Annotated in this window: 21 protein-coding genes, 1 tRNA gene and 1 pseudogene; 15 read left to right on the top strand and 8 right to left on the bottom strand. The window is 60.9% G+C overall.

From position 1 onward, the window contains the following. Positions 1-34: 34 nt before the first annotated feature. The gene (locus tag JIN84_RS16320; RefSeq protein WP_200352136.1) at positions 35-487 is read right to left on the bottom strand and encodes a hypothetical protein; all 453 of its coding nucleotides are present in this window, start codon (positions 485-487) and stop codon (positions 35-37) included. Then, the gene (locus tag JIN84_RS16315; protein WP_200352135.1) at positions 484-861 is read right to left on the bottom strand and encodes a BlaI/MecI/CopY family transcriptional regulator; all 378 of its coding nucleotides are present in this window, start codon (positions 859-861) and stop codon (positions 484-486) included. Before JIN84_RS16315 ends, JIN84_RS16320 begins: the two co-directional genes overlap by 4 nt. A 101-nt stretch (positions 862-962) precedes the next feature. Between JIN84_RS16315 and JIN84_RS16310 the strand changes: the two genes are divergently transcribed. From JIN84_RS16310 to JIN84_RS16280, 8 genes and pseudogenes are all read left to right on the top strand, one after another. Further along, positions 963-1,766: a hypothetical protein gene (locus JIN84_RS16310; protein ID WP_200352134.1), complete on the top strand. Its 804-nt coding sequence runs from the start codon at positions 963-965 to the stop codon at positions 1,764-1,766. Between the two features lie 214 nt (positions 1,767-1,980). Continuing rightward, a pseudogene (locus JIN84_RS23540) lies at positions 1,981-2,241 on the top strand (c-type cytochrome domain-containing protein); the annotation flags it as partial. Between the two features lie 168 nt (positions 2,242-2,409). Beyond that, positions 2,410-4,113, top strand: coding sequence for a WD40 repeat domain-containing protein (locus tag JIN84_RS16305; protein WP_234043543.1), 1,704 nt, complete (start codon positions 2,410-2,412; stop codon positions 4,111-4,113). 73 nt (positions 4,114-4,186) lie between these two features. Next, positions 4,187-4,274: transfer RNA gene (locus tag JIN84_RS16300), tRNA-Ser, on the top strand. Between the two features lie 118 nt (positions 4,275-4,392). Continuing rightward, positions 4,393-5,403 carry an aldo/keto reductase gene (locus JIN84_RS16295; protein WP_200352132.1) on the top strand — a complete coding sequence of 337 codons (1,011 nt, stop codon included), beginning with the start codon at positions 4,393-4,395 and terminating at the stop codon, positions 5,401-5,403. A 21-nt stretch (positions 5,404-5,424) separates the two neighbouring features. After that, entirely contained in the window at positions 5,425-5,940 is a 516-nt protein-coding gene (locus JIN84_RS16290; RefSeq protein WP_200352131.1) for a DUF5069 domain-containing protein, read from the top strand. A 115-nt stretch (positions 5,941-6,055) separates the two neighbouring features. Further along, the gene (locus JIN84_RS16285) at positions 6,056-6,625 is read left to right on the top strand and encodes an elongation factor P (RefSeq protein WP_200352130.1); all 570 of its coding nucleotides are present in this window, start codon (positions 6,056-6,058) and stop codon (positions 6,623-6,625) included. Between the two features lie 136 nt (positions 6,626-6,761). Then, positions 6,762-7,568 carry a phosphate ABC transporter substrate-binding protein gene (locus tag JIN84_RS16280; RefSeq protein WP_200352129.1) on the top strand — a complete coding sequence of 269 codons (807 nt, stop codon included), beginning with the start codon at positions 6,762-6,764 and terminating at the stop codon, positions 7,566-7,568. Positions 7,569-8,271: 703 nt separating this feature from the next. Here the strand turns inward: JIN84_RS16280 and JIN84_RS16275 are convergent. Continuing rightward, positions 8,272-10,875, bottom strand: coding sequence for a glutaminase family protein (locus JIN84_RS16275; RefSeq protein ID WP_234043542.1), 2,604 nt, complete (start codon positions 10,873-10,875; stop codon positions 8,272-8,274). A gap of 126 nt (positions 10,876-11,001) precedes the next feature. Continuing rightward, positions 11,002-12,156, bottom strand: a complete 1,155-nt coding sequence (locus JIN84_RS16270; protein ID WP_200352128.1) for a substrate-binding domain-containing protein — start codon at positions 12,154-12,156, stop codon at positions 11,002-11,004. Between the two features lie 376 nt (positions 12,157-12,532). On the opposite strand from JIN84_RS16270, the gene JIN84_RS16265 reads away from it, so the two are divergent. From JIN84_RS16265 to JIN84_RS16255, 3 genes are all read left to right on the top strand, one after another. Further along, positions 12,533-14,569, top strand: coding sequence for an ATP-binding protein (locus JIN84_RS16265; protein ID WP_200352127.1), 2,037 nt, complete (start codon positions 12,533-12,535; stop codon positions 14,567-14,569). Then, positions 14,566-15,204 (top strand): response regulator, encoded by a 639-nt coding sequence (locus JIN84_RS16260; protein WP_200352126.1) that lies wholly within the window; start codon positions 14,566-14,568, stop codon positions 15,202-15,204. Before JIN84_RS16265 ends, JIN84_RS16260 begins: the two co-directional genes overlap by 4 nt. 168 nt (positions 15,205-15,372) lie before the next feature. Further along, on the top strand, positions 15,373-18,399 hold the full coding sequence (locus JIN84_RS16255) for a beta strand repeat-containing protein (RefSeq protein WP_200352125.1): 3,027 nt from the start codon (positions 15,373-15,375) through the stop codon (positions 18,397-18,399). Positions 18,400-18,505: 106 nt separating this feature from the next. On the opposite strand, the gene JIN84_RS16250 is transcribed toward JIN84_RS16255, so the two are convergent. Then, entirely contained in the window at positions 18,506-20,215 is a 1,710-nt protein-coding gene (locus tag JIN84_RS16250) for an FAD-dependent oxidoreductase (protein WP_200352124.1), read from the bottom strand. Between the two features lie 192 nt (positions 20,216-20,407). Between JIN84_RS16250 and JIN84_RS16245 the strand changes: the two genes are divergently transcribed. Further along, a complete protein-coding gene (locus JIN84_RS16245) occupies positions 20,408-22,453 on the top strand; it encodes a hypothetical protein (protein WP_200352123.1) in 2,046 nt (681 codons plus the stop codon). Positions 22,454-22,471: 18 nt separating this feature from the next. Here JIN84_RS16245 and JIN84_RS16240 read toward each other — a convergent pair whose 3' ends face one another. Next, the gene (locus JIN84_RS16240; protein ID WP_200352122.1) at positions 22,472-23,257 is read right to left on the bottom strand and encodes an SDR family NAD(P)-dependent oxidoreductase; all 786 of its coding nucleotides are present in this window, start codon (positions 23,255-23,257) and stop codon (positions 22,472-22,474) included. A 29-nt stretch (positions 23,258-23,286) separates the two neighbouring features. Further along, entirely contained in the window at positions 23,287-24,318 is a 1,032-nt protein-coding gene (locus JIN84_RS16235) for a galactitol-1-phosphate 5-dehydrogenase (RefSeq protein WP_200352121.1), read from the bottom strand. A 139-nt stretch (positions 24,319-24,457) separates the two neighbouring features. Here JIN84_RS16235 and JIN84_RS16230 point away from each other — a divergent pair, with 139 nt between their 5' ends. Genes JIN84_RS16230 through JIN84_RS16220 form a run of 3 tightly spaced genes read left to right on the top strand, consistent with a single transcriptional unit; the run spans position 24,458 to position 26,457 of the window. Then, complete coding sequence (locus JIN84_RS16230) at positions 24,458-24,994, top strand: gluconokinase (RefSeq protein WP_200352939.1); 537 nt, start codon at positions 24,458-24,460, stop codon at positions 24,992-24,994. Further along, positions 24,994-25,986, top strand: coding sequence for an ABC transporter ATP-binding protein (locus JIN84_RS16225; protein ID WP_234043541.1), 993 nt, complete (start codon positions 24,994-24,996; stop codon positions 25,984-25,986). Before JIN84_RS16230 ends, JIN84_RS16225 begins: the two co-directional genes overlap by 1 nt. Before the next feature lie 57 nt (positions 25,987-26,043). Continuing rightward, entirely contained in the window at positions 26,044-26,457 is a 414-nt protein-coding gene (locus JIN84_RS16220; protein ID WP_200352120.1) for a DUF805 domain-containing protein, read from the top strand. 79 nt (positions 26,458-26,536) lie between these two features. Here the strand turns inward: JIN84_RS16220 and JIN84_RS16215 are convergent, their stop codons facing one another. Then, the gene (locus JIN84_RS16215) at positions 26,537-26,833 is read right to left on the bottom strand and encodes a KH domain-containing protein (protein WP_200352119.1); all 297 of its coding nucleotides are present in this window, start codon (positions 26,831-26,833) and stop codon (positions 26,537-26,539) included. Between the last annotated feature and the right edge of the window lie 166 nt (positions 26,834-26,999).

Genomic DNA, 26,999 nt, shown 5'->3' with positions numbered 1-26,999 from the left:
TACAGATCAGGGAATGACGGGTTGATGGTCTGTTTTATTCAATTTGTTCCAGTCGGGATTCGATGTCCGCGACAAGCCCGTAGATGTCGGCATTGTCACTGATCACCAGCGCGTCCGCCGCATGAGGAACAGGCAGTTGTGAAATGCCGTCGAGAAACTGCTCCATCTTCAGCCGATCCGTGGCCAGAGCTTCCGGCCGGCAATAGATCACGATCAACTGGTCACCGAAGTTGGAAGCCACGCGGCCCCGCAAAAAACCGCCGTAGTCCGGCTCATCCTTGAGGATGTGTTCATACCCCTTCGGCACATTCTTGCGATGGGCATCCTTCGCATCGTATAGCGTTCCATCCGGATAAATCCAAAAAACGAAATCCGGAGCCAGATGGGTGAAGTCCTTGATCGCGTTCCTCCGTCCCGGGAATTTCTCAGCCAGGAAAGGGAATGCCTCGGAAGCGGTGGCCCGGGAGATGGAACCGATGGTGATCATTCCTTTCCATCGATCAGCTTTCTGATCCGGTCGATCTCCTCGCCGCTCAGTTTCTGGTCCTGCGGATCCAGCAATGACGCGACGAGCTTTTCCGGGCTCCCTTCGAAAAACGTGGCGATGAGCTGTTTGAGCGCCGTGCGCTTGGCCTTCTTCTCCGGCACTGTCGGTTCATAAACGTAACGCCGGGAATCCTTGGAGTGCTTCACCAGCTCCTTCCCTTCCAGAGTCACCAGCAACGCCCGCACCGCCGAATAGCTCGGCGGGTCCGGCAGTTCCTTCATAACCTCCTCGGCGGTGGCCTTGCCCAGACGGAACAGGATGTCCATCACCTGCCGCTCCCTTCTCGAAATCTGCCCGTCTTCCAATCGTTTCACGCGGCCAATCTTCCAGATGCTGGAAAATATGCAATTTAAATGCTGTTTTTAATGCATTTAAATTTGACAGCCCGATTCCCAAATGCTGTTTTTCCAGCACTATGAAACACAACCCCACCCGCCTCCTAGCCGGGATCATCGCCTTGGCCGGCCTCTTTTCATGTTCCTCCCCTAACATCCCCTCGGCCGCCCGACAACGGAACGCGGGCGAATCCGATTCCATCCGGGAAGAGGCCCGTCCCGGCCTCGCTACGGGTTGGGGGAATGAAAAAACGTCCGTCCTTGGCAATCAGTCCTTTGTCCGCGCTTCGTCAAAACCCGCGGGGATCAGTGCCATTTACTACAACGACAGCAAGGGCATCAAGGCGATGACCTCTGAAACCTATCGCGTCAAAGGAATGCAAACCGCGGCGGGGGAACTTGTGGAGTGGGGTGTGAAAGGACGTACCGGGTTTCTCGACAGCTACAACGAGGGCTATAATGGCTGGCTATTTGCAAGTTACGAAACCAACCCACGCCGCATCGTCGAAGGCATCCCCAACTCCACCTACACCATCGTCGTCCGCAACCGCTCGAAATCCGCCCTCGAAATCGTCGCCAGCGTGGACGGTTTGGACGTGATGGACGGCAAGACCGCCTCGTTTTCCAAACGCGGCTATATCGTGAATCCGGGAAGCACGCTTGAAATCGAAGGATTCCGCACCAGCGGCAGCACGGTCGCAGCTTTCAAGTTTTCAAGCGTTTCAAACTCCTATGCGAATCTCCGCCACGGCGACACCCGCAATGTCGGCGTCATCGGCCTCGCCGTCTTCACCCAGAAAGGCGTGAATCCCTGGACCTGGATGCCGGAAGAGGTCGGGAAGCGGAACCAGGCCCGGACCTTTGCCGAAGCTCCCGCCCGCTGACCCGTCGGAGGGCCTGACTCCGGCTGACCCGGCTGCAACGGTAAAAACCATAGGACAACGACAAACAGGCAACCCCGTCTGCTCTCAACCCCCTCGCGTGCCGGACAGATCGACAGGAGTTCCACTCGCGTGCCGGCAAGCCGTCAAAGAATTCTTTCGTAAACACTCCCCCCGCCCATCCGTATTCACGGGAATCTCCGTCCGATTTCCCTGAATGCCTCGTTCCCTCGTCATCCTCACCGCCCTCGCCTCCTGGTCCTCCGCTCAGGAAAAGACGACCTACGACGACCACGTTTTCCCGATTTTCCAGCAGTCCTGCCTGAACTGCCACAATCCGGACAAAGCCAAGGGCGGACTGGATCTCTCCACCTATGCGGCCTCGATGAAGGGTGGATCCGGTGGAAAAATCGTCGAACCGGGCGACGTGGGATGCATGCTCATGGGATCGGTCCAGCATACTTCCGAAAAGAAGATGCCGCCCGAGGGAGACAAGCTGGCAAGCGCCCAGATCGACACCCTCAAACGCTGGATAGAAGGAGGCCTTCTCGAAAACAAATCCTCCTCGGCCCGCAAGGCGTCCAAACCCAAGTTTGAAACAACCTTGCGGTCCGATCCCGCCGCAAAACCGGACGGCCCGCCCCCCATGCCGGAGCACCTGCTTCTCGAGCCACCGGTGATCACCGCACGCCCGGCGGCCGTTCATGCGCTCGCCTGCTCTCCTTGGGCACCGCTACTGGCCGCCACGGGGCAGCGCCAGGTGCTGCTCTACCATACCGACAGCCTCGAACTTGCCGGTATCCTCCCCTTTCCGGAAGGAGATCCTGTCTCGCTGGCATTCACTCCGGACGGCCGTTACCTGATCGTCGGAGGCGGAGTGCCGGGCAAATCCGGAGTCACCATCACCTTTGACATCACGAACGGCAGCCGACTGCTCACCGCTGCCAAGGAATTCGACAGCATCCTCGCCGCCGACATCCGGCCCGGATTCGACATTGTCGCCACCGGCGGTCCATCCCGGCTGCTGAAAATCTGGAATACCGGCACCGGGGAGCTGGTCAAATCCATCAAGAAACATACCGACTGGATCACCGCGCTCGATCTTTCGTCCGACGGCGTGCTCCTCGCCAGCGGAGACCGCAATGGCGGGGTTTTCGTCTGGGAGAGCGAATCCGGAAATGAATTCCACAGCCTGCGCGCCCATCAGGCCGCCATCTCCGCCACCGCCTTTCGCGCGGACTCCAACATTCTCGCCACCGCATCCGAAGACGGCACCCTCCGGTTTTGGGAAATGAACGGCGGGAGCGAGGTGAAAAAAATCGACGCCCATCCCGGTGGCGTCACTGCATTCGCCTTCGCCCGCGATGGCTCATCCGTCTCCGCGGGTCGCGACATGAAGGTCAAATTCTGGAAACCGGACTTCAGCCACGCCCGCGATCTCGTTCAAAACCTCCCCGCCCTCCCCACTGCCATCGCTCTTGATTTCGAAGGCAAACAAGCGTTTGTCGGGGACGCTCTCGGAAACATACAATCATTTCAAACATCCGATTCAAAGAAGCTAACCGAGATCAAAAACAACCCCTCACTGATTGAGACGCGAATTCAAACAATCGCTTCAACCATAAACAACCAGGAACAAAAACTCACCGAATCCGAAAAAGACCTCGCAGAAAAAACCGCTGCCAGAGATGCGGCGAGAAATACGCTCAGCGAGTCAGAAAACGAACTCAAACGATTGATTGAAGCGCATAAAACAGCCCAAATTACCGCTTCCCAGACCACTTCGGAAGAAGCCGGAAAACTGGTTAATGAAGCCTCCTCAAAGATTCAGCCCGCAGAACAAACGATCGTTCAAAACCGCGGCAACGTTGAAGCCTCCGAAAAACTTCTCACCTCTTCCACTACTGCTTACGAAAATATAAAAACATCCATAAATTCATTAAAACTTAATCAAAAGCGCTGGTCCGCCGCCACAATCAATACGAAAGCTTTAATCACTCGTAGGGAAGCCGAAGAGACCTCCCTCGTCGCCGACGAGGATCAAAACAACTACACACAGGCCGCGGCAGCAATTGCGATTCAATCGGATGCTTTAAACATAAAAAGATCTGATCGTTTGGAACTGAGCGAGCATTTGATGCGATCGACCTCTCCTGCAATCACCGAAGAACTTCAGGCGACACTCGCTGCTCTCGACATCCGCATCTCCATCGAGCAGGCGCGCTTGGAAACGCTGGAAAACGACAGCCTGATCCTCCGCGATAAGGCGGAGCACACGGCCCCCCTCACCTACCGGAAGAATCTTGAAAGCATCGCCCTCCGCAATGCCTACCTCAAGGCCTTGGAATGATCTTCATTTCCTACAGAGTTTTTCTTGAAACCCATGCGGTGGCCATTCATACCCCTCCCGCGACATCGCATCAGGAGAGGTGGTCGAGTGGTTTATGGCTCCGGTCTTGAAAACCGGCTTAGGGAAACCTAACGTGGGTTCGAATCCCACCCTCTCCGCCATCAGTCCCTGCCGCCAGGCTTTGCCCTCGCACCGTGCCCGTCAAGCGGTGGAAAATTCCTAACATCCGACGCTCTCTTGAGCTTGGCAATCGTCGGAAATGCGGACAGCTTACCGGCCATGTTTGATCCAGCGCGCTATGATGGCCGCATGCCTTACCGGCGTTGCGGTGATTCGGGACTTCTGCTTCCGGAAATTTCCCTCGGATTTTGGCACAACTTCGGCCACGTGGACGACTTCGAGGAAGCGCGCAGGATCATGCGCCGGGCGTTCGACCGGGGCGTCACCCATTTCGACCTCGCCAACAATTACGGTCCGCCTCCGGGATCCGCCGAAGAGAACGTGGGCCGCATCCTGGTGGAGGACTTCGCCAGCCATCGCGACGAACTGGTCATCACCACCAAGGCCGGCCATGACATGTGGAGCGGACCCTACGGACAGGCCGGATCGCGCAAGCACCTGCTGGCTTCGCTCGACCAGTCGTTGAAACGGTTGCGTCAGAACTACGTGGACATCTTCTACTCACACTGTCCGGATCCAAACACCCGTTTGGAGGAAACGATGTCCGCGCTCGCCACGGCGGTTCACAGCGGCAGGGCACTCTATGTGGGACTCTCGAAGTATCCGCTCAAGCGTTTGAAGAAGGCGGTGAAAATTCTCAAGGACATGGGCATCCGCTGCCTCATTTATCAACCGCCTTACTCGATCCTCAACCGCTGGCCGGAAACCGAGGGTATCCTGGACTACCTGCTGGAGGAAGGAATCGGCTGCGTCGTTTTCAGCCCGCTGGCGCAGGGCATGCTGACGCCGAAATATGTGGCGGGCATCCCCGAGGGTTCGCGCGCCGCCCGCTCGGAGGGATTCCTCCAAGCCGAGCAGGTCGTGGCGCAGCAGGAGAAAATCCGCGCGCTGGGCGATCTCGCGGCGGCGCATGGCACGCCGTTGAACCATCTCGCCATCCAGTGGTCGCTGCGCTCCCCTGCCGTCACCTCATCGATCATCGGTGCCCGCACGGTCGCGCAGCTTGATGATTCGCTCGACGCGCTCAGATCCCCGATGCCTGATGAAGGACTGTTGGCCGCCATTGACGCGATCGCGCCATGTGTGAAGAAAAAGCATGCGGAGGACTGATTTCCCCCTTCTACTACCACCATGACCTGGAACGACCAATTTCTCGCCCTCTTCGACCGCTGTCTCGCGAAATACCAGGAGGGCGACACCGACTTCGAAAAATACTACAGCTGCGAGGAAGCCAGATTCCTCGCGAGCATCGGCTGCAAGCCTCGTGAATTTTTCGACTTCGTCGAGGACTTCGGCAGCGAGGGAGAGCCGACGATCTCCACCGCCCTGCTCGTCGCCGCCGTCCGCCGCGACTATTTCCATACCGTGCAGAAAGGCATTCCAAGTGACAAGGAACTGACGCGCGACGACATCCCGACGTTCGGCGAGGAACTGGAAGGAATGGCCTACCTGCCGCGCATCCTCGCGAAGGGCCGGGCCAAGCTCCATGGCGAGCTTGATCCGGACCTCATGTTCGGATGCGGTGGAGACCGGAATTTCCTCAAGAAACACGGTGACATCCACCCGGCCGATTTCCTCCGCCATCTGTGGGCTTCCGGGAACGAGGACAACAAGATCGTCCACTGGATCAAGGAGCAGCAGGACTGAGACAAACCTGCGGAATCGCATCAGAATCAGTCGCGACAGAGACGCCGCGACGCCACAATCCTCAACTCCGTGCTTGCCTCGAAGGGCGGCGCGGCCTATCCCCCACCCACAAATCATGGCTAGCACACCCATCATCAACCTCCGCAAGGGACACGCCGTCCGCCACAACAACGAAGTCTGTCTCGTGATCGACCACGAACTCAAGACTCCTCCGCGCATGGCGTCGTATGTGCAGATGTCCATCCGCAGTGTCGCGACCAAGAAGGTTTTCAACCTCCGCATGACTTCGAACGACAGCATCGAGGGCGTGATCCTCGAGCGCACCCCGCACGAATACTCCTACAAGGACAGCAGCGGGTACCACTTCCTCGACCCGAACACCTACGAGGACGCCGTGGTTTATGAGGACCTCATCGAAGGAGTGAAGAACTACCTCATCGAAGGCCAGCTCTACAACCTCATGGTCGCGGACGGCATCGTCGTGGCCGTGGATCTGCCACTCACCATGGTGATGACCGTGGCCGAGTCCTCGGAAGGCGTCAAAGGCGATTCCGCGAACAACGTTTACAAGCCTGCGGTCATGGAGACCGGTCTGGTCGTCCAAGTCCCTCTCTTCATCAACGTCGGTGAGAGGATCAACGTGAAGACCGAGGACAACTCCTACACCGGTCGCGCGAACGGATAATCTCCCTCCCTTCCGTAAGATTTCAACCACCCGCGGGCTTCGGCCCCGGGTGGTTTTTTTGCGGAGGGACATTGTGACAATTCCGTCACGGATTAAATTTTGAGGATGTTCAGGAGTGAAGAACATTGGTCAGATCATGAAGAACATCCTCATTTCCATCACCGCGGCACTGGTATCCGTCGCAGGCGCCCAGACCATCAGCATCAAGGGCTCCGACACTCTGGGAGCCAAGCTGGTTCCCCAGCTCGCGGAAGCTTTCAAAGCCTCCGGCAAGTCCGGCATCAATTTCGAAATCGCTGCGGAAGGTTCCTCCACGGCGTTCCCCGCACTGGCGAACGGCACCGCCCAGATCGGCATGTCCTCCCGCAAGATCAAGGAGGACGAGGCGACCTCCGCCCGCTCGAAGGGCATGGCGCTGCAGGAAATCGCGGTCTGCCACGACATGCTGGCGGTGATCGTGAACAAGAACAACCCCCTCTCGAAAGTCACCAAGGACCAGATCGCCAAGATCTTCACCGGCCAGTCCAGCGACTGGTCGGAAGTCGGCGGCACCCCGGGAAAAATCTCGGTTTACACCCGGAACACCTCCTCCGGCACTTACAAGGACTGGCAGTCGCTGGCGATGGGCGGCCGCGACTATCCGTCGAGCTCGCAGAAGCTCGCCGGCAACGAACAGATCGTGAAGGAAGTCTCCGCCAACAAGAACGGCATCGGCTACGTCGGCCTCGCCTACGCCAAGGCCACGGGCATCAAGGCGCTCCCCATCGACGGAATCGCCCCGATTGCGAAAAATGCCAAGACCTACGTTTACGCCCGCGAATGCTACCTCTACACCTTGGAGAAGCCGAACGCCGAAACCCAAGCCTTCCTTGAATTCATCAAATCCCCCGCCGGTCAGGAAATCATCCGCAAGGTGGGATTCGTCGCCAACGGAGATCTCTGATTTCCGCCCGTGGCTTCGAGGCGAAATGGACAATCGCTAAGATTACGAAAAGACGCGTTCGGAGGGTCGCACTACGGGCGACCTGTCCGGCATGTCGAGCGGGCTGAATGATGGAAAATCCCGGGCGCCCGTCGACCTCGCGTTTCAATCCCATCACAGTTCCCGGCAAATGAGGTGACTCTCAATTCCGGGACACCATGTCATCGCATGATCCACGGGGATTTTCCCGCACGTAGTCCAGCCATTCAGGGCATCTTTCGAGCGCACGGAAGACGCCGTGAATGGCTGGACCACGTACGGACGCTCCGGCGGTTGCCCCGAAAGGAGCGCGTTCACTTGGAAGATGAAACGAGTGGGAAGCCGCATGACATCGCAAGGCGGTCCGCTTCAGGCAAGCGGAGTCAGGATGGCAATCCGATGCCGGAGGGTAGGACTACGGCCTACCCGAACAAGCCGCGGTGACCCACCCGCATGGTGGCGCGTCGGATAAATGTTATCACGAGCACGTCGTTTATCGCTTTGGCCCATCGCTTTGGCCCATCGCTTTGGCCCATCCCTTTGGCACGTCGCTTTGACACGTCGCTTTGACACGTCGCTTTGGCACGTCGATTCCAACGCCATCGATCCGGGTAGCCCGGAGTGCTACCCTCCATAAAAAAAGCCTGCCGGGAAACCCGGCAGGCTTTGGTGATTCAGACGCTTCTTACTTCTTCTTGCCGGGCTGGATGTCGGCGATGGTCACGTCCACATATTGTCCGCCGCCGGTTTGGTGGCAGTGGACCGCGATGACGTTCTTGCCGGGCTTGATGGCTGCCTTGCCGTCCTTGGTGAACGGGATGATTTCGTAGCCTTCATTGAATCCCGTGGCACCCGCAGCCAGGACTCCGTTGATGTAAACCTCGATGTCCTCATCGTGGTGCGCGATGATACCGATGCCGGACGGAAGCGTGTCAGGAAGAGTGACGGTGCGGCGCAGCCAGATATCGTCGGACTTCCACTCCGTGCGGGCCTTGGCGTTCGGAGTGCCGCTGGTGCCGAATCCGCCGGGATTGCGGTTCCAGAGGGAATCGTCGAAGTCCGCCTTTTCCCAACCTTCGGCGGGCTTCTTCGTGGTGTGGGTCCACAGCACGCTGTCATTCTCCTCCGCGCTGGGAGCGAGATTGGTGATGATCGGGGCGATGTATTCCGGCATGCTTGCCCAGCCCTTCGCCTTCGTCACATCACGATCCGCATACTTCTTCCAGAGCGGCTTGTCGTAGAGCGCCTTGAGGAACACGCCACCCACGACAGGGCGGGCGGTGAAACCGACCTTCTTCGCGGTCTTGGTTTGATACCAGTCCGTCATCGGCGAACGGTCGGGCGTCTCATTGAGGAAGCGGAAGACCGGGGTGACAAGAGCCTGGAAGTCCTTCTGATCCTCGGTAAGGGTGGCGCTCCAGAGGATCCAGTCGAGCTTGGAATAGTCCGCACGGTTGTCGAGTGCCAGGCCGTAGGTGTTCTGCGTCTTCAGGTAGAAATCCATTTCCGTGCGATACACGTCCGCAGGGAAAAGGTTCAGACCGAGGATCTTGTCCCAGACGAGGTTGTACTTCTGGCTCCAGGTGCCGGGGCGGTCGAAGGCGAGGCGGTAATGGTCGCCGTCCTTCGCGTCCTTGATCCAACGCTGGGCATATTCCCTCGCGGTGGCCATGTAGGAAGCGGCCTTCTCCTTTTCACCGCGCAATTCACAGAGCGTGGCAAAGGCACCGAGACCGCAGATGGCCTTGGCGCTCAGGTTCACGTTGTGCGCGAGATGGCCGGAGAAGTCATCGGTGCAGAGCTGGTTCGCGGGGTCGAAGCCTTCCTTCTTGAGATACTCCGCCCATTGTTCGAGACGCGGCCAGTAGAGGCTGGCATAGTCGGCATTGCCTTCCAGTTGGGCGATGGCGGCCATGAGAATGAGGACGTTTCCGCTTTCCTCGACAGGCATCTGGTTTTCCTCGGTCTTCTCACCACCGCCATAGACCTGGCCGTTGGCTTGCGGATAGGTTCCGAGGTCGTGCGGGGCGAACGGGAATTTCCAACGGTCGCTCTTCGCATACTCCATGAACGGAGCGAGGAAAGACTTCGCCAGGCTGGGTCCGAACAGCAGGAACTGCGGAGCCATCGGATAGAAAATGTCCGAGGTGGCGATGCAGCCGTTCGAATGGTTCTCCTTGCTGAACTGCAGCGGCTGGCCGTTGTCGTCCGCGACGAACTTGCCGGCGGCGAAGCACTGGCGGTAGGCGAGCGCGGTGATTTTCGCGTATTGTTCTCCGCCGATCTTCGCCATGTCGCCCATCAGCTCCTCGTCGAATGCGGCGCACTTTTTCTGCAGGGCGTCGTATTCCTTCGCGGAGGCGGCGAGCAGGTCCTTGGCTTCCCAGCCGTCCTTGCGCCAGAACGCGCGGAGGTTCTTGCGGTTGTACTGGATGCCGTAGATGTCGTCATAGGCGATCATCGCCCAGGTGGAAACGGGCTTGTCACCGACCTTCAACGCCTTCAGTTCGATACCGACACCGGCCTGGTCGGCACGTGCGGTTCCATCATTCTTGGCAAGCGTGTTACCTGCCGCGAAATTGGAGGCGAGTTTTTCCGGGCGGTCGAATCCGGTGGCGGCGGCGGCGCCTTGTGGCGCGGCGATGTAGGCGTATCCCCAGTCGATGCGGTGGTCGTCACCTTTCGAACCAAGGATCTTCTGGGTGGTGGAACCCATCTTCACCACGGAGAGGCCGGGAACGATGTCACCGGACCAGGAAACCGTCTGGTCGGGATTGTTCACCACCAGCTCGGCTCCGGCACCGAAGAAAACCGAAACATCGTGTTCCTTGCCGTCGGTGGCGCGGAAGTCGTAGGTCAGATAGGTCACCGGACGGGAAAGCACGGCGATGTCATCCGGCAGGGCGGGTGTGGTGAAGGTGAGATTCAGCGAGATCCCGGCACCTTCGAAGGTATAAATCGAACGGGTCGGCAGGACCGTGAGACTTTTCTGGGTCAGCGCGGGCACGCCGGCCGGCGAAGCCCCCATGACGCGGTGCGCCTGGCCATCGATGCGGATCACGCTGGTGAGCGGCTGCTTTTTCCCGGTCCAGTGGGTCGTTTCCACGTCCGTCAGCTTGTCGCCGGGCGACCAGACGCTGAAATACGGATCGCAGGAGATGAGAGGCGTGGACGGCGGGATGAGATCATTCTCGGTGGCTGGCTTTTCACGCCCGAAGGCGGAAGCGCTGAACAGCGTGGTCGCCGTCATCAGACAGGCGGCGGATCGGGTCAATCGTTTGGGCTTCATATGATTTGCTTGGTATGACTCCCCTTCAGGACCTGGGTGCGCCTGTTGGAGAGTCAGGCTCCGAGATTGGAACCTGCCGGGCTGGCGCGCAAAATCAAAATGCGCCACCGATCCACATGTGGATATTCAGGAAATCCCCGCGGCGCGGGACTCCCGCCACTGGCCCGGTGTCATGCCGTAGTGCTCCTTGAACAACCGGCCGAGATTTTTCGAACTTCCCAGTCCGGTCTCGATGGCGATCGGCTCCTGCTTGAAGTTCGTCTCGCGCAGCAGGTTCGCAGCGGCATCCAGCCGCCGCGTCATGAGGGCATCGCTCACGGTCGTACCCGTCGCCACCCGGAACAGCCGTTGCAACGAACGCACCGACATTCCGGAGTCCCTGGCCAGCGAGGTCACCGTGATCGGCTCCGAGTAGTCCCGGCGAATTTTCAGAACCGCCTTGGATATCCCCGGCACCGACGACACGAAGGTGGAGGTGGACCGGCGTTCCACCAAGCGCTTCGGCGGGATGACCTGACGGGGCGCGGTGACGGCCCCGCCGCGCATCATGCGGTCCAGGGTCTGCGCCGCCGTGTAACCGAGCAGCTCCAGGTTCATGTCGATGGAGGAAACCGGCACCGCCGAGCGCCCCTGCACCAGAGCAAGATCCTCACACCCCAGCACCGCAAGGTCCTCCGGGACCCGCAGCCCCATTGCGGTGGCCACGGTGATCACCTCCACGGCGAAACGATCGTCATCCGCCATCAGCGCACAAGGCAGGGGCAGCTTCTCCAGTTTCGCACGCAGCCATTGTTCACGTTGCACCTTGGGCAGGACAAAGCTGGGCGCGAGCTGGGGGTGATCTCCCGGATAATCCAGCACCGTCAGCGTCCGGCCGGCCTTGCGGCACGCGGCGCGGATCTGCGGCAGCAGCGCCTCCGACTCCCTCGGCTGGCAGTATTTATAAAAAGCGATGTTCGGCGTCCCCAGGGACAACAGATGCCGTGCCGCCAGTTCCCCCGCCTTTGTCAGATCCAAGGCCACCGTGTGGATCCCGTCCGGCGGCTCGTTGCTGGAAAACGGAGCCGCGTCCTCCAGCAGGCGGACCTTGGGTACGGAACAGGCGCGAAGCCAGTGCAACGCAGGGTCCGTCGCCGTGCTGCACAACACTCCGTCCGGAAGCCAGCCCTCGGGAAATCTCGAACCGTGATAGCCCCGGCAGCGCTCGTCATCCAGATTCCAATCCAGCTCGCGCGCCGCCCTCACCACTCCCGCGTGGATCTCTGGATAATAATGATCCATGATCAGGGAAACGACCAAACGCGTCTTCGTTGGCCTGCTCGTCTGCTGCATCGGCGGGTGGTTCAAATCCTTCTACGGTGGTTGGGCTGCGGCTTCACTCAGCCACAGCGATCGCGGCTCCGCAAGCCGCCGTTTACGGCGGGGATGACGCGGGCCTTTCATCAACCGCCCTATCACTTGCCGGAATCAAACATGGATCGCCGGTCCGACATTCTTTGGCTTTCCAAACCCGCTTCGGGGGCTATCACTAGCCCGGAACCCAACCCGCGTCCCCGCCCCCATCGAAAAGACCCGCTCCATCAACCGGCGAAGCCGCCTGGCCCTGTGCGTGGCGATGGCGGCCACGCCGATGACGTCCTACGCGGCCAGGATTCCCATGCGGTCCGTAGAAGCCAGCTATGCGGAGCGGCCGGCGGATGGCCTTCCATGTGTGATCGACGGCCAGGACGCCGGGCTCACCGGATGGTCGGTTTTCCCCCGCACCGACGAAGCCCACAAGCTGTTGATAAGGACGGTCTCGCCTGTGTACGCGGAGACGTTCGACGTGACACTGTGCTTTCTCTCGGGTCTTCCGAAACGTTATTTCGGAGATTTCACGATCTCCTGCACAAGCGATCCGCAACCCTCCTTGGAGGGAACGTGGCATCGGCTGGTCCCCCAACGCTTCACCGCCACCGGGACGGAACTCCGGCAGGGGGAAAACGGTCACCTGATCGCCGGGAGCGGTGACAACATGATCGCGGATGCGGTTTTTCAAGCGCGCTTTCCAGCCCCCCGCCAGGCGGTGACCGGGTTCCTCATCGAGGTCACCCCTTTCGTGAAACCCGGCTCGCCGGAACTCCGCGTCTCATGGAATGAATACCGCGATTTCTGCCTGACCGAATTCCGTGTCGAAGCCACGCTCCCCGGCACCACCAACATCGCGCTGGGCTGTCCGGTGACCTCCTCCCATCCGCTGTGGGCGGGGATGTCCGCGAACGTGCTGACCGACGGTTTTCCTGGGAGTTTCAATCACCCGGCGGAGGCCGGACACGGCGAGGCATTTCACTTCGGGATCGACCTGGGATCCGTCCGTGCGATCGACCACCTTGCCCTGCGCGGCAGGGCCGATGGATACGCGCTCGACCGGCTGACAAGGGTGCGCGTCCGGCTCTACGACCAACCCGCGGAATCGGGAGCGGCACCGGTTTGGGAAGCGATGGACCGGGCCGACGGTTCACATCCCAGCGCGGGTTCCATCGATGTTCTGCAGGTGGCCGGACATGCCCCCGTCCGGGGAAGGTATCTGCGGCTTTCCAGCGACAGTCCGGTACCGCTCTCCCCTCAATTGGCGGAGGTCGAGGTCTATGAGACCATCACTCCGTCCTTGGTCTCCATCAAGGTGGATGGACGTCCCATGCCCCATGAAAACAATCCGCGCGTTCCTCCGGGGACCTCGGTGATGACGGCGGCCCTGAGCATACCCGGTGCGGGACTACCGGAGAACCTGCCGATCCGCTGGCGGCTGCGCGGGCTGCACGATGACTGGCAGAGCATCCAGGGACTCAATGTGGAAGTCCACCGCCCGCCACCGGGTAACTATCACTTGGAGGCCCAGGTGGGACACTCGGACGGGAGGTGGGACAACAGCATGCTGAGCCTGCCGCTCACCGTGCTGGCACCCTTCTGGCGGACGCCGGTCTTTTATGGCTTGAGCGCGGCGGCCTGCCTCGCCACGGCATTCGCAATCCTACATACCCTCGCCCGGCGGCGGCGGGCGAGGGAGCTGGCAACCTGGCAACATCAGTCGGCCCTCGTCGAGGAGCGCCGGCGGATCGCCCGCGACATGCACGACGAAGTGGGCGCGCGGCTTTCCCAATTGGCGCTGATGCAGGATCTCATCATCCGTCAACATCCCATGCCCGCCGCCGCGGAACTCAGCCTGCGCGAACTCGCCGCCAACACCCGGCAGACCGTGGACGCCTTGGACCAGGTCGTGTGGGCGGTCAATCCCCTCAACGACACATTGGCGGGCGTCGCCGAATATCTGCCCTGCCTGGCCACCGGCTACCTGATACCGCTGGCGGTCCACTGCCGTCTGGACGCTCCATTCGAGTGGCCGGAAGTCGAGGTCCGCGCGCAGGTCAGACACGAGATCACGCTGGCTTTCCGCGAGGCGTTGCAGAACATCGCCAAACACTCCGGTGCGGGAATGGTGACACTCACCCTGCGCTACGAAGCTCCCGAGCTGGTGATCCGTCTCGCCGACGACGGGCGCGGCCTGCCGGAGACGCCCGCGGGTCCCGGCAAGGATGGACTGGCCAACATGCGATCCCGGCTTGCAACCATCGGCGGCGTCTGCGTCATTCGCGACCGTGAGGAAGGCGGCACCGAAGTCGAGATGCGCGCGCCCCTCATTCCTTCGAAATCGTGAACACCCCGATCCGTACCGTCCTGATTGAAGACGTGGCCTCGTTCGCCGAGGCCCTGCGGAAATACATCGAGGTCAGCGACCGCGGGGTGGAATGCACGGGCGTGTTCCACAACGCCGAGGACGCCCTGCGCCGCCTGCCGAAAAACCCTCCGGATGTGGCGGTGGTGGACATCAATCTTCCCGGCATGAGCGGCATCGAGCTTGTGGCACGGCTGAAGGATGCCTGCCCCGGCGTGCTCTGTCTCATCCTCACCACCTATGAGGACGGCGTTCCCATCTTCGACGCCCTCAAGGCCGGCGCTTGCGGCTACCTCCTGAAACGGGCTCCCGCGGAGGAGATCGTCAGCGCCATCATCCAGGTGCACGAAGGTGGTTCGCCGATGTCACCGCAGATCGCCCGCCGCGTCGTCAGATTTTTCCATCACGAACCGGCCTCCGACGAGCTCGGCGCATTGAGCGAGCGGGAACACGGGGTGTTGAAGCTTCTCGCCGAGGGATCCATGTACAAGGAAATCGCCGACCGGCTCGGCATCAGCATCGACACGGTCCGATCCCACGTCCGGAAGATCTACGAGAAGCTGCACGTCCATTCGCGCAACGGCGCGGTGCTCAAGTATCTCGGCAAGAACCGCTGATCCCGGCACGGAGGCCGGAGGACGAAAAATCACATCTTTATGCGGTAGAGGTATGCCGTGGAGGAATGGCAGGATGCCCGTCCTGACCGCGTGTCCGCGTGCCTGCCACCCAACCAGCCACATCCGGAAAGCGGCCATTTTTCCCATAACCCAATTTTTTCAAACCCCATGAAACCTACCCGCTCCATTTTCTCCCGGCCCGATTCCTCCGCATTTCCGGTGGTCGCCGTCCTGTCCGTCACTCTCGCATGCGCCAGCCACTCGTCCGCCGCGGATCTGGTCTGGACCACCAACGCCACGGGAGACTTCACCGACGCCTCGAAATATGTTTCGGCGACGGCTCCCGCCGCGACCGGCGACACCGTCGTCGCTAACGGAGCTTATGCCATCAATTATGTCGCCGGAAACACCCACCAGCTCGCCAGCCTCACCCTGAACGGCAGCAGCGGAGGAGGAGCCTTCAACCAGTCGGGTGGAGACCTCACGCTGGGAACCCTCTGGCTCGGCCGGACCTCGGGCGATGCGGGCGGAGCTTCCCGCATTCCCAACTACAACCTCACCGGAGGCACGGTGAGCGCCGGAGCGATCAACTGGGGCAATGGTTCGAACTCCCCCGGTGTCCGCATCTCGGTTTCCGCAGGAACATTCGGCTTCACGGGCACCTCGATGAGCATGGGCGGAAGCACCTCGGGAAGTTCCAATATCAACATGACCGGCGGCACCTTTGACGCCGGTTCCGCCACCACCCTTTATCTGGGAAATGGAGGAACCGGAAAAGGAACCATCAATCTGGCCGGCACCTCGGAATTCAACGCACCAGCCGCGACCCTCGTCCTCGGACAGTCCGGAAACTCCGGCAGCCTCGGCACCCTGACGCTTGCGGACAATTCGAAGATCACCACATCCACCGTCGTCCTCGGCGGAGCGAACGCCTCGTTCGCCACGAACGGAGTCATCAATCTGAACGGCGGCACGCTCGCGACCGGCTCCATCCGCAGGGGGGCCAGTTCTCTCGCCACCGGCACGACCGCCCTGGTCCTCCACGCGAACGGCGGGACGGTGAAGGCCCTAGCCCATGGCAACAACGGAGACTTTTTCCTCGGCACCTACGTGGATCTCGTCTCGGGAGGATTGAAATTCGACACCGGTGAAAACTATATCGCCATCTCCAACGCGCTCTCCGGCAGCGGCGGACTGACCAAACTAGGTCCCGGCTATCTCTCCCTCGGCAGCAACTCGCTTACCTACACCGGAGACACGGTGGTCACGGAAGGCACCCTCACTTTTACCAATGGCACGCTCCCGGACACCGCGAATGTCAGCATCGCCGGTGGGGACGTGGCGAAGCTGGACCTCGCCCACGGGATCGAAGACGCCATCGGCACCCTGACACTCGGCGGGGTCGTCAAACCGAACGGAGTTTACGGCTCCAGTTCCTCTTCCGCTCCTTTTGAAAACCAGGACGACACCTATTTCTCCGGTGCGGGAACCGTCCGGGTGGGTCCTCCCACGGCGGCGCCACGCAACCTCGCCTGGGATGGCTCATACAACCAGATCTGGAGCAACTTCGCGGATGACACGAATTTCCTCGAAGGTTCCACGCTCGTGGCCTTCAAGCCGTTCGACAACGTCACCTTCGGGAACGTCGCGAATCCGGATGAGTTCACGAACCTCCGTTCGGTTTACATCAGCACCGCCGTCCAGCCGACCAGCATCACCTTCAACAACGACACCGGCTTCGACTACACCATCAGCGGTGGATCCATCGGTGGGACGACGGGCATTGTGAAAAACGGCACGGGTTCGGTCACCTTGGGCAGCTCCGCCAGCTCCTTTCTCGGTCCCATCATTGTCAATGGAGGCCGCCTGATCCTGGGGCAGAACAAGGGCTTCGGCAACACCTCCGGCATCACCATCGCCAACCTCGCCCAGGTGGATATCAACGGCAGGACACCGGGCGTCAACCATGCCTACACCCTCGGCGGCACGGGCCCCGATGGCACCGGCCAGATCGTCAACAGCGGCGCGGATGTGGTGGGTGCCGGCGGAGTCGGTCCTGTCACGCTCACGGGGAACACCACGATCGGAAACGACGGGCAGCGTTTCGACATCGGCAGCGGCGGCGGCATCCTCACCGGGAACTCCCACACCCTCACCAAGGTCGGAAACAACAACATGGCCTTCCGTGGCAATGCTTCCGGAAGCCCCATCCACATCGTCGCAGCCGGAGGCAACATCTGGGCCGAAGGCACCGACGCTTTCGGAGGAACCACGGGAACACTCACGGCGAAGACGGGCACCCGTGTGGGCACCTACGGCACACGCTCCGTCACCACGCCGGCCACCCTCGAAAGCGGAAGCGGCATCAACAACCTGGGGAATGGCAAAGGCACCTGGAGCGGTCCCTTGTCGTTCGCGGGAAACATCACCATCGATTCCGGCGGCACCGCCAATGACCAGATCGATCTCACAGGTCCCATCACCGGCACGGCGGACGTCACCAAAAACGGCACCGCAAACGTAACCGTCTCCCATCCCTCTTGGAGCGGAAACACCACCGTCAACGGAGGCACGCTCGTCCTCTCCAATGCGGAACTCGCCGACAGCGGCAGCGTGTCCATCGCCGCCACCGCCTTCCTGAATCTGCCTCACGGGTTGGAGGACACCGTCGCCACCTTCTTCATTAATGGAACGCAGATGCCTGCGGGTGTCTACGGAGCCACAGGAAATCTCACCGCGGCCTTCACGACGGACCGCATCACCGGAGCCGGAAAACTCATCGTAACCTCCGGTCCGGTTGCGGGTGCCGCCTACGGGACATGGGCGGACGCCACGATCACCAACCCTGCCTATGCTTCCTTGAAAGGACGCCAGGACGACCCGGACACCGATGGATTCACCAACCTCCAGGAATTCCTGTTTGGCGGCGATCCGCAGGCAAACACAGGCACTCTCACCTCCATCACTCAAGGCGGGGGCAACCTCGTCCTGCGGTGGGTGCAGCGGGACAGCGGTGCCACCTACCAGCTCCTGCAGAGCGCCACGCTCGCGGATAACCCGTGGTCTCCGAGCGCCATCGTTCCCGTCAATTCGGTTGATCAAACCGGACTGCCCGGCGGCCATACCCGCAAGGAAGCCGCCATTCCGGTCGATGGCGACCGCAAGTTCCTCCGCGTCCAAGGAGCGGAAAACTGAACCGTCACCCTGACATCGACCAGACTCCCGGACGCGCTCCGGGAGTCGTTCATTCAATCAACACAAACCCGGAATCCCAAGCCATCCCCTCTCCATCGGGCTTCGATCAGGTGTAGGTTCCCAGGTAGCTGTGCACCCCTTCGATGGCGACGCCGCCCTCACCTACGGCGGCGGCGCAGCGTTTGACCGAACCGGAACGGACGTCACCGGCGGCGAACACGCCGGGGCGGCTCGTTTCGGCCGCGGCAGGCGGGCGGGAGGCCTTGACCCAGGCAGGCGAACCGGCGACGGCGGGGCCGGTTTTGATAAAGCCTTTTTCGTCACGCTCGATCTCCGGAGGCAGCCAGTGCGCACAGGGCTGGGCGCCGATCATGGAAAAGACCGCCGGGGTCTCGACGTGACGGATTTCACCAGTCCCGACGTTGTGGATTTCGACAGCCTCAAGTGTGCGCCTGCCGGTCATTTTACGGATCTCGGAGCGATAGAGGATTTCGATATTGTCCTTGGTTTCGACCCTACGGGAGAGGTAGCTGGACATGCTCTTGCCAAGCTCGGTGCCACGGACGACAAGGATGACCTTTTCCGCACATTCGGAGAGAAACATCGCCGCCTGACCGGCTGAATTCCCGCCACCGACAACAACGACCGTGGCTCCCTTGCAAAGCTGGCCTTCCATGGCGGTGGCGGCGTGGTAGACACCGAGACCATCGAAGTCCTCACGCCCCTCCGCCTCGATGCGGCGGTAGTTCGCGCCGGTGGCGATGATGACGCATCTGGCGCGCAGGATGGCGGAGGCCCCTTCGATGTGCAGGGTGTTCGGATATTCGCCATCGCTGAAAGTGAGCGCGAGAGCCTGCATGGGCGTGGAAAATTTCGCACCGAAACGGAAAGCCTGGAGCTGGGCCCTGCGGGTGAGATCTCCGCCGCTGATACCGGTGGGAAAGCCGAAGTAATTTTCGATCAGCGACGAAGTGCCGGCCTGGCCACCGGGGGCGTAGCTTTCGAGAACAACCGTCCGCAGACCTTCGGACGCGGAATTCAACGCCGCGGACAGACCGGCGGGACCGGCACCCACGATGGCGACATCACAGAAGACCTCGCTTTCGTCACCAGTGGTGAATTGGCGCATGAGTCCCGCCACTTGCGCGACTTCCCGCAACGAAGGACGCCGCAGGGGCGAGCCATTGGCGAGGAGCAGCGTGGGCAGGTCGCGCTTGCCGAGACCGAGGCGCCTGATGATGACGCCGCCATCTTCGGTATCGGCATCGATCAGGCAGTGCGGGATATGGTTTTTATCCAGGAAATCGTCCAACAGGCGGCCATCGGCACAATCGAGATGGGCGACGATGCGCATGCCCGCGAATTCACGATCACGCTTCAGGCGTTCACGGCGCATGATGAATGCGTTGACGATCGGTTCGCCAAGACCGGGCAGTTCCGCGAGGGCACGGCGGAGTTCGGGCGCGGGGACGACGAGGACCTCCGCTTCGTCACTGCTCACGCGGGCATCCGCATGGGCGACCGTGCCGGTGAGCATGGCCACGTCCCCGAGGAAATCTCTCGGACGGGCGGTGGCGAGGATCTGCTCCACCCCGTCACGATTTTCAAAAACCTCCACCTCGCCGGAAAGGATCACGGTCATCGGCACATCGCGCTGGCCGGAGCGGAAAACGCTGTCTCCCTTCGATATGACGCGCCGGGTGCCGATGGCCTCAAGCTGGGCGAGCTGGTGATCGCTGAGTTTGGGAAAGGCGATGGCTTCGGTATCGCGGTAGAATTGTTCGTCTGGATCTTCGTGGGAAACTTGCGGAACCATGTGGCGAAGCTAGTCATATTTCCACGGGAGTCGATCCGCTATTTCAGTGCCGCGCCGTGCGGCCATACGTTTCATCAAACGAAAGGGGATGAAGAATTGCCTTGTCTCCAATCTCCGGATCTTCCAACTCTTAAACTGTTAGGCCCTCGTGCGGGCCGGACTTGTTTTGAAAAACCCTTGTTCCCCATCCGAGTGAAACCACGCATCCTGCCCCGCTGTTCCATTTTCCAATTCACAGGAGCCATCCGCCTTCCCGGCGCGCTCGCGCTGGCAACGGCCTTCGTCACGCCCCTTCCCGCGGCCATCCTCGTCACGGGAAGCAACAGCCCGGCCAACGCGGACTGGGAGGACGGAGCGGTCATGAACGGGACGATAGGCGACAGCGGCATCGGCACCCTCACCCTTGACTCGGGCAGCACGCTCGGCAGCTCAAGCGCCACCATCGGCAGCGGCAGCAACGGCAAAGGCACCGCCACCGTGAGCGGAATCAATTCCGCCTGGCAGAACTCCGGCAACCTGTTCCTGGGTTCTTCCGCCACCGGAATCCTGACCATTGAAACAGGAGCGAAAGTCGTCACCAATGGGAACAGCTTCGTCGGTTACATGACCGGCGGCAACGGAACCGCCACGGTAAACGGAACCAATTCCCTCTGGCAGAACACGGGCAACCTTTTCCTCGGCCAGTCCGGCACGGCGGTTTTGAAAATCGAAGCCGGAGGAAAAGTCTCCAACTTCCACGCCAACATCAACTCGGGCAGCGCCACGGTCACAGGCACCGGTTCGCTCTGGCAGAACACGGGCAGCCTGGATGTCGGATTCGCCGGTACAGCCGCCTTGAACATCGAGAACGGTGGGAAGGTCTCCAACAGTGGCACCAATCTCGGATTCAGAGCCGGCAGCAGCGGCAGTCTCACGGTCACCGGCACCGGTTCGCTCTGGGAAAACTCCGGTAGTGTGATCGTCGGCTTCGATGGCACAGGGATCCTGAAAATCGAAGACGGAGGAAAAGTCACCACAACGCACGCCACGATCGGCTTCAACAGTGGCAGCAACGGCACCGCCACCGTCAAGGGCATCGGCTCCGTCTGGCAAAATGATGGGATGCTGAGCGTTGGGAACGATGGAACAGGGATTCTGAAGATCGAGGACGGGGGTAAGTTCACCAGCGATCTCGCCACCATCGGCAACCACGGCACGCTTTCGGTAACCGGCGCGGGTTCCCTGTGGGAGAGCACCCGTGACCTGATGGTTGGCTCTGGCGGTACGGGCACTTTGAAAATCGAAGCGGGCGGGAGGGTCGTCAGCCCCTCTGCCTACGTGGGATTCAACGCCGGGGACGTCGGCATCGTGACCGTCAGCGGCGCCGGTTCCATCTGGCGGAATGAAGGTGATTTGATCCTGGGATTCGGAGGATCGGGCATCTTGAACATCGAGGCCGGAGGAGTGGTGAGCGTTGGCGATGGCTTGGGCAACCTCGACCTCGCCAGGGATTTCAGCGACCCCAGCGCGCTCAACATCGGGAACAACAATGCTCCGGGACAACTCATGGCCGCGGAGGTCACCAGTACGGGCGATGCCGCCGTAAACTTCAACCACACGGCCGCCAGCTACAATTTCACCACGAAAATCTCGGGAAGCGCCGCAGTCAATCAGATCGGAACCGGCACGACCACACTCGGCTCGGTCAACACCTATGCCGGCACCACCCGTGTGACCGGTGGCAAGCTCATCATCACCGGCAGCATCAATGGGAGCACCGGCATCATCGTGAATGATGCGGAACTCGAACTGGCAGCCGGAAACATCCTGAAAGACAGCGCCTACATCACCCTGGAAAACGCCAGTCTCATCACCCGGGGAAACCGGGAAACCATGGGCGCCCTCACCGGGCTCGCGGGAGCCAATCTGCTCGATCTCAAAAGTGTCGGCAACATCCTGCATTTCGCCGATTCCTCATCCGCCACCTGGACCGACAGCCTGACCATCCTCGACTGGACCGGCAAAAGCAGTGGTGGCGGTGCGGACCAGGTTTTCTTCGGCAGCAATGCCGCCGGCCTCACTCCGGCCCAGCTCGCGAAAATCACGTTCCTCAATCCAACGATCAACGGCACCTCATTTCCCGGAATCTTTGTCGCCAACATGCTATCCAGCGGAGAAATCGTCGCAATCCCGGAATCATCCACCGGGTTGCTCGTGATTTGTTCCATACTTGGATTAGGCGTCCGACGCCGGAGGTAAGCGGGAGGGGCCCGCCTCTCATTTTTTCGGCACCGCTCTCGTCGCCCCCGTGGAAATCCCGCCGTCGATGAGCAGGAGCTGCCCGGTCATGTAGCGGCTTTCCTCCGACGCGAGGAAGACCAGCGGTCCATCCAGGTCGCCTGTCTGCCCGGGGCGCTTCAGGGGGATGCGGTCGCTCAGGTATTCCACCCACTCCTTGTCCTCATACATCACCGCGTTTTGGGCGGTCTTGAACCATCCCGGAGCCAGGCAGTTCACCGTGATGCCGTGGACGCCCCAGTCATCGGCGAGGCTCATCGTGAGCTGCTTCGTTCCGCCACGGCTGGCGCAATAGGGAGCGAGGCCCGCGTAGCCGGCGACGGAAGTGACCGAGCCGATGTTGATGATGCGCCCGTAGCCGGCCGGAATCATGAACTCCGCCGCCACCTGTTGGGCGACGAAAAAGGTGCCGCGCAGGTTGGTATCCACCACCAGGTTCCAGTCGTCCCAGGTGATCTGCGTCGCCGGTTTCCGCACGTTGCAACCGGCGTTGTTCACGAGGATGTCGATGCGGGCGGTGTGGTTCCTCATCTCCCTCACGGCGGACTGGATGCTCTCGAACGAACCGACATCCAGGGCCACCGGAAAAAACTTCCGCCCCAGTGCCTCGACCTGCCCGCGGATGTCCTCCATAGCGGCGACGTTTCTACTGGTGCCGATGATGTCCGCGCCCGCTTCGGCGAGAGTGAGGGCGAACCGCGCGCCCAGCCCGCGGCTGGTCCCGGTGACAAGGGCCGTCCGGCCTGTTAGATCGAATGATTTCATGATTGTAAAAGTAAGATGGGGCGCCGGCTTCAGGGCTTCAGCACCACCTTGAGAAGTCCCTCCGTGTTGCCCGCAAGCCTGGCGAACCAATCTCCGCCCTCCGCCAGCGGCACGCTCGCGCTCAGCAATGGCTCGACCTGGATCGACCCATCCCCAATACGCCGGATGGCTTCGGGATACTCGCCCGCACAAGCGCATGAGCCGCGCAGCGAGATCTGCCTCGTCACCACTTCCTGCAGCGGCATGGGCACGCTTGGCTGGAGATTGCCCACCAGCACCACGGTCCCCCCCTTGCACACACAACGGATGGCGAGATCCACCGGAGCTGCCGCGCCCACCACCTCGAAGGCGACCGCCGCGCCATCGCCGCCGCAGATGTCGCGGAGGTGGGAGGCCAGGTTTTCCTGTCTTGCGGAGAATGTGAGGGATGCTCCGAGTTCCTTGGCAAGCGCGAGGCGGGACTCGTCGAGATCCACGGCGATGACGGTTTTCCATCCCCGGGCCTTGAGCGACTGGATCACCAGCAGGCCGATCAGCCCCGCACCGATGACGACGGCGGGTGCTTCTAAATCCTCCGGTGCCAGATTCACCGCGTGCAGGGCGATGGCCACAGGTTCGGCGAAGGCGGCCTTTTCAAATGACAGGGAATCCGGGATGCGGTGCAGGATTCTCTCCGGCAGCACGATCTCCTCCGCGAAACACCCGTGACGGCGGTAGTCCCCGCAGGACACCCCCAGCACCTTCCGGTTCGCACAGAGATTGAAATTCCCGCGTTCACATTCCGCACACTCGCCGCAAAACTCGGTGGAATCGAAAGTCACGCGGTCTCCCACCTTCCAATCCACCACGCCTTCCCCGATCTCGGAAACGACACCCGCCGCCTCATGTCCCATCACGATGGGCGGGATGCGCCTGCCGCTGCGGCCGTCCATCCCGTGGATGTCGCTGCCGCAGATGCCGCACGCCTTCACGGAAATCCGCACCTCGCCCGTGCCCACTTCAGGAGCCGGAACATCGGTGAAATCAAAAGTGGACGGCGCGGTGAGCAGGAGGGCTTTCATGTGACAAACTCACTAGCAGGATTTTCCTCGAGACGGCAATGCCAAGTTGGAGGGCACGCTGTGACCGCCCCGGACCGGGAGAAACTTTCCGATCCTTATCTGGTTGAAATCCACCCGCAACGCTCCGAAACTCAGCGTCATGAAAAAACCGCGCGTCGTCATCGTCATGGGAGTCTCGGGCTCCGGAAAGTCCACCATCGGCGAGCTTCTGGCGGAGAGAAACGGCGGCGTTTTTCATGATGCCGACGATTTCCACCCACCGGCAAATATCGCGAAAATGGCGTCGGGCCACCCGCTGGACGATGAGGACCGTGCACCGTGGCTCGCCCGGCTGCGTGAGGAGGTGGTGGATGCCACGCCGGCTGGGAAATTCACCGTGCTCGCCTGCTCGGCATTGAAAAAGACCTACCGCGAAATATTGGGAACCCGCACCGGCGATGTGGCCCTGGTCTACCTCCACGGAACCGCCGAAACACTCACCGAGCGCCTTTCCAACCGCATCGGCCATTTCATGAAGCCGGGAATGCTGGAAAGCCAGCTCGCCACGCTTGAAGAACCGGCGGCGGATGAAGGACTGAATGTCAGCATCGAAGGCACGGTGGATGAAATCCTCTCATCCATCGAGTCGGCACTGGGCTTGCACTTTCCCTCACAACCGACAAACTCTCCTACGTAATGCCACTGCTCGACGTCCGGAATCTCACCACCCGCTTCCACACCCGCAACGGAGTCGTCCACGCGGTGGAAAACGTTTCGTTCTCGGTAGATCCCGGACAGACCCTCGGCATCGTCGGCGAATCCGGATCGGGCAAATCCGTGACCTGCTATTCCCTGCTCGGGCTCATCCCCCAGCCTCCGGGCCGCATCCACGCCGGACAGGCGTTGTTCGATGGCGTGGATCTCTTGAAAACATCTGAAAAGCAGCTGCAGAAGATCCGCGGCAAGCGCATCTCGATGATTTTCCAAGACCCGATGACCTCGCTGAACCCGTTCATGAAGGTCAGCGCGCAGATCACCGAACCCCTCGAACTGCATGAGAACTGCCACGGCAAGCAAGCGCTCCACCGCGCGATCAAAGCCTTGGAAGAAGTCGGCATCCCGGAGCCGGAAAAGCGCATCCATTCCTACCCCCACGAATTCTCCGGCGGCATGCGCCAGCGCGTGATGATCGCCATGGCTCTCATCACCCGCCCCGAACTCCTCATCTGCGACGAACCGACCACCGCGCTGGACGTGACGGTGCAGAAGCAGGTGCTGGATCTCATCCGCGACCGCCAGCGCGAGCTCGGCACCGCCGTCATCTTCATCACCCACGACCTCGCGGTGGTCTCGGAAATGTGCGACAAGATCAATGTCATGTATGCGGGCCGCATCGTGGAAAGCGCCCCGAAGGCCGAGCTTTTCCGCAACCCGCTGCACGCCTACACCCGCTCGCTGCTGAAATCCATTCCCGCGAGCCACCCGAAGGGCGAGCCACTTTACACCATTCCCGGCCTCCCGCCGGATCTCTCCCGCCCCGCGCCCGGCTGTTCGTTCCAACCAAGAAACCGGCTCGGGAATGCCAGGCTGTGCCTGACGGACAAGTCCCCCTCGCTCGACGAGATCGAACCGGGGCATTTCGCGCAGAACTGCCCGGGGTGTCTGGCTGGTGCATTAACAAGCGTTTGATGCCGTCAAATTTTCGGCTGGCTCGGAATCGGCTTCATGCTACAACGGTCCCTGCAAATGAGTGAGAATTCGTCCCACCTCCGATTCATCTCGGTATCCCCAGCCAATTGGGACGCGGGACAAATTTTGTTTTCTTTCTCGGGCAGGATTTCCCGCCTGACTTACTGGCTTGGGATGTTGGGGGTGTTCGCGTCCACCTTCGTCATCAGCGAACTGACCACGTCATTCATGCCGCGTCAGCCGGGATCGGCGATCGGGACCTTTGCCATCACCCTGAACATCGCGGTATTCACGATTTACACCTGGATCATTCTGGCGTTGCTGACCAAACGTTGGCACGACTTGGGAAAGTCAGGCAACTGGACATTGATCGGATTGATTCCATTCATCGGCCCAATCTGGGTGTTCATTGAATGCGGTTGGGTTCGAGGGACTCTAGGCCGTAACAAATATGGTCGGGATCCCTCTTGATTCTCGATCCACCCTGAGACCGTGATGGGCAAGCAATAAGCAAAAACGGGCGCGGCTTGCGGCAAATAATGCGGATTCCTCAATGCCCCGCGTCACGTGCGAGCATTTCCGCCTCCTCCTCGTGTGAGTGGATCTGGAGGGAAACCTGCACGCCTTCCCTCTCCGCAGCCGCCTTGAGCACGCTGCGGATGGCGGAGGCGGTGAAACCATTGCGGCCGATGAGCAACGCCACATCCTGCTTGGCGAGAATGAGCTTGAAGCGGAGCTTCTTCGGCCCCAGCTCCGCGACCTTGAGCTGGGCCTTGGCCGGTTCCTCAATAAGATTCACCGCCACGTATTGGAGGAAATTTTTCAAGCGATCTGTCACTGCCTGCATGATGGGAAAAGAGTGGGACGTTCCGGCGGATTCCGCAAGACAAGGTTGGCCGGCAGCCGGATGCGTAGGTGGAAAAGACTCTGGAAAGGGTGCCACCAACCCCTTTTACCCCTTCTCCCCTCCCGCCGGGCGATTTTATCCCGACCCGGCATTTTGCATACTTGCC

Source organism: Luteolibacter yonseiensis (assembly GCF_016595465.1).
Classification (GTDB): Bacteria; Verrucomicrobiota; Verrucomicrobiia; order Verrucomicrobiales; family Akkermansiaceae; genus Luteolibacter; species Luteolibacter yonseiensis.
The sequence above is the reverse complement of the archived record's forward strand: the minus strand, read 5'-3'. Positions and strand labels throughout refer to the sequence as shown.